This window comes from uncultured Faecalibacterium sp. (genome assembly GCF_900066275.1).
GTDB lineage: Bacteria > Bacillota > Clostridia > Oscillospirales > Ruminococcaceae > Faecalibacterium > Faecalibacterium taiwanense.
This window is the reverse complement of record NZ_FMFG01000069.1, coordinates 1-3,754: the sequence shown is the minus strand read 5'-3', so window position 1 is coordinate 3,754 and position 3,754 is coordinate 1. Positions and strand designations below refer to the sequence as shown.

Genomic DNA, 3,754 nt, shown 5'->3' with positions numbered 1-3,754 from the left:
GCGCACCAGTTCGGGCGCACGGTGGAGAGCATCCAGATAGGGTTTCACGTCGTACCACAGGTCGTGGTACTTGTTGCTCCAACGAACGGCCTCCTTCTTGGCGGTGGAAAGTTCTTCTTTCAAGCGGCGGTTCTCCACGTCCATCATATAGCCATGGTCGGCTTGCTTTTTCAGCTTGGAAAATTCTTCTTCGGTCAGCGAGTAGTTACCGAGAAAGGTGCGCTTGCCGATATAATCCAGATCACGCGCATGAATGAGGGCTTCTTTCGTGAGCGTGGTCTTTTTCTGAATGGAGGCAAGTTCTTTCTCCTTTTGGGAGAGGGCCTGACTGGTTTTAGCAAGCGATTGTGCCTGCTGGTCGGCTTGGGTGGTCAGGGTGTCCAGCCGTTCCTGCTCCCGCTGGACTTTGAACTGAGTGACAGTCAGGTGTTCTTCGGTGCTGCCACGCTCGCCGCGCTCCACATCGGTGTACCCGGCAGTACGCATATAGTTGAAGAAATCGTCTTGCAGGACGCTGTACGACTTCTTCAGGACTGGCTTGCCGTTCTTTTGCAGCACGGGCTTTCCGGCATCGTCCAGCAGGGGCTTGGATGCCCACTTCTTGCTCCGGCTGACCTGCATGACAGTCTCCTTGACGGTGCCGACCAGTGCCTTGTCCTTGCAGCGTTTCGACCAGAGGATTTGCTTTTCCACCACAGGCACATAGACCACATGAAGATGGTAGTGGTAGACCTCCCGACCTAATGCTTCGGTCATGGCGCGGTTGATCTCATCGGCGTGCATGACTGCCGAGAGGATATACTGCTCACCACCCACAATCTGCACAGCAGCTTTGTAGGCATCCTCATAGAACTGCTTGGCGAACTCGTAGCCACCGTGATTGTCAAAATAGGCCGAGTTGACATCAAAGACAAGTTCGCAGTAGTGGGTGGCATCCGGCTTCAGGCCGCGCGTGGAAATCGTACCAGCGGTTTCCAGTTGGGCGAACAGGTCAGTGTAGCTGGCGGTTGGCTTTTTGAAGTGGACGTTCCATGAAGCGCGCTGGGGGATAATGTCGGGGTTTCGATAGCTGTCCTTTTCGCGCTCGTTGTGCTGCTGGGTGTTACCAACGGCCTTATCCGAAACGGCGAGGTTTCGGACACTTGTGCGGTCAATACCATCACTTCTTGCCAAAGGGCATCCCTCCTTTCGGGGTTCATCGGGAGGTAACGGGGAACGGAGGTGCACTTCCACGGAAGTGTAATAACCCACTATGACACTTTCCTCCCTGCGGTCTGCAAAGTGTAGTGGGCTCTTCGAGGACTCTCCGAGGGGGAACGTCTCCTGCGGGAGAGCTACGATCAAGTTCGCACAATGCGAACTTGATTGCTCCGTACGCATCTGAAAAAATTGCGTACGGACTTCAAATAACCTGTACGGTTCGTACGACGTACGGAAATCCGAAATATAAACGATAATTCGTTTTAATTTGTTTCAATTCGCCGTACAGGTGCGTACAAGTACAGACCGTACAGGTTGTACGAACTTCTTCCGTAAAAAAATGCACTTTTTACGGACAGGGGTGAACAAGCGGCTCGATGCCCACAAAGCCCCGCACCCTGCGGCCACCGGGCAGGTAGATGTTGTTGGTGGCTTCAAGGTTATAGCGGCGGTCGTTCTGTCGCAGTTCCGCGCTGAAACGGATGGCCGATACGCTGTGGCAGGCGTTGTCCTCGCACCACTGCTTATAAATGTCGTAGAACTCCTTGGAGCTGATGGAGTAGTCCGCCTTGAAGCGGAAATAGCCCTCGGACTCCATAAAGTCGATGACATTGTTGCTGCTGCGCTTGATGGTGTCCACGTTGGCGGCGGCTCGTTCGCTGACCGTGAAGCGGAAACCGTTCTGCACCAGCCGGTGCAGCCCTTCCAGACACCAGAGCAGGATGCCCTCCAACTCGGCGCACATCTTCTCCACAAGGAAGGGGTCATCCGTGCGGTCAGCAGGCTTGTCCTTGGTGGTCAGGATGAGCTGGCGGCGAAAGAAACCGTCCGAATGGTCGTACAGTGAGGTCAGCGCACCGTTGCCGAAACAGAGGAACCGGGCATAAATGTCCCGCTGGTAACTCTGGACACCTTTGCGCTCCAAGTCCAGCTTGGCTTCGGCGGTCACGATGGTCTTGAAATAATGCCCTTTTGCAAAGGGCATTTGGCCGTTGAGAGCCAAGTGTGGCTCTCAATTTGGTAGTCAAATAAAATGACGAGCATAAACGCCACAAAAATCACGCCGGATATGTATATAGGAAAAGTATGGCAGCTCAAGGCACACTACGGAGTTTTGATTTGGCTACTCGTTTTCCTACTTTCGTTTATTATCGGAATGCTTGTTGAAAAGAAAAATCATTGTTAAAATGCGTAGTTAATAATAGACAGCCATCTATTTGCAAGTCGCAAGTAGATGGCTGTCGGTTTTATCTGTATATTCTAATTAAAGGTCAATCCTCTAAATCTGCCATGGTCACAGCTGAGTGAGAGATAATGCTCAATCTCACCACCCAGCACAAACTGGGCGTACTCCAAAGATTTATTCTAACGAATGAATATTCTGCGTTTTAAACAATTTAACGACGAATATATTGTGTAATATAGAGAATTTCAATTGCGACTTCGCACTCGATTGACTTGTAATGCAAAAAGCATTACAATAAATTCGAGGTGATAACCATGGAAAAAACGATGATGTTGAACGTCCGGGTCAGCCCCAGCGTTAAGCAGCAAGCCGAGGATGTGCTGAAGCAGCTCGGCATCCCAATGGCAACAGCCATTGATATGTACCTGCGCCAGATCTCCCTGACTGGCGGCATCCCCTTCTCGCTATCCCTGCCGAAGGCTCCTGCGGCTTTGAACGCTGACACTATGACCGATGACCAGCTCCATGCAGACTTGCAGGTGGGCATCAAAGAAATACAGAACGGTGACACCGTGGATGCCGCAAGCGCATTCGCCCAGTTCAGGGAACAGCACAGATGAAACAGTATGATGTGAAAATTTCCCGGATGGCACTCAGCGATATGGAGCAGATCTACAGCTACATTGCCGACCGTCTGTTGGAATCTGACACCGCAATGCGACAGTATGACCGCATTGCAGAAGCAATCCAGTCGCTGAACATCCTGCCGGAACGCTGTGCGCTAGTGGAAAGCGAGCCGGAGCGCACCCAAGGGCTGCGGCAGATGCTGGTGGACAACTACTCGGTGTTCTACATCGTGAGCGAGGATGCGGTGTCGGTAGCCCGTGTGCTGTACAGTGCATCCGACCTTGTGCGCCGCCTGCGGAGAATGAAGTGAAAGGGGTGTTTGCATGACCGCCGTGATTTATGCTCGCTATTCCAGCGATAACCAGCGCGAAGAATCCATCGAAGGTCAGATTCGCGAGTGTACGGCCTACGCCGAAAAGAACGGCATTACCGTGGTCAAGCACTACATTGACCGCGCCCTTTCCGCCAAAACCGATAACCGCCCGGACTTCCAGCAGATGATCAAGGACAGCGAGAAACGGTTGTTTGACATTGTGCTGGTCTGGAAGCTTGACCGTTTTGCCCGAAACCGCTATGATTCGGCCCACTATGAGTATCAGCTGGAACGAAATCATGTCAAGCTGGTATCTGCCACGGAGCCTATCTCTGACAGCCCTGCAGGTATCATGGTCAAGAGCATGCTCACCGGCATGGCTGAATACTATTCCGCAGAACTTTCTGAAAAGGTCGTGCGCGGCATGA

4 protein-coding genes and 2 pseudogenes are annotated in these 3,754 nt (G+C 52.3%); 3 read left to right on the top strand and 3 right to left on the bottom strand.

Annotated features, from left to right (window positions below; genetic code table 11):
* From QZL71_RS12835 to QZL71_RS12825, 3 genes and pseudogenes are all read right to left on the bottom strand, one after another.
* On the bottom strand, positions 1-1,173 hold a 1,173-nt coding region (locus tag QZL71_RS12835), incomplete at its 3' end, for a plasmid recombination protein (protein WP_294649101.1).
* Between the two features lie 376 nt (positions 1,174-1,549).
* Positions 1,550-2,173 (bottom strand): annotated as a pseudogene (locus QZL71_RS12830) (DNA primase); the annotation flags it as partial.
* A 287-nt stretch (positions 2,174-2,460) separates the two neighbouring features.
* Positions 2,461-2,580 (bottom strand): annotated as a pseudogene (locus QZL71_RS12825) (DUF6061 family protein); the annotation flags it as partial.
* 120 nt (positions 2,581-2,700) lie between these two features.
* Here QZL71_RS12825 and QZL71_RS12820 point away from each other — a divergent pair.
* The 3 genes from QZL71_RS12820 to QZL71_RS12810 all read left to right on the top strand — a co-directional run.
* The gene (locus QZL71_RS12820; RefSeq protein WP_294649098.1) at positions 2,701-3,006 is read left to right on the top strand and encodes a type II toxin-antitoxin system RelB/DinJ family antitoxin; all 306 of its coding nucleotides are present in this window, start codon (positions 2,701-2,703) and stop codon (positions 3,004-3,006) included.
* The gene (locus tag QZL71_RS12815; RefSeq protein ID WP_055187107.1) at positions 3,003-3,323 is read left to right on the top strand and encodes a type II toxin-antitoxin system RelE/ParE family toxin; all 321 of its coding nucleotides are present in this window, start codon (positions 3,003-3,005) and stop codon (positions 3,321-3,323) included. The genes QZL71_RS12820 and QZL71_RS12815 overlap by 4 nt, the downstream gene beginning before the upstream one ends.
* A gap of 13 nt (positions 3,324-3,336) precedes the next feature.
* Positions 3,337-3,754: recombinase family protein (locus tag QZL71_RS12810; protein WP_294649029.1), on the top strand; the 418-nt coding region annotated here is incomplete at its 3' end.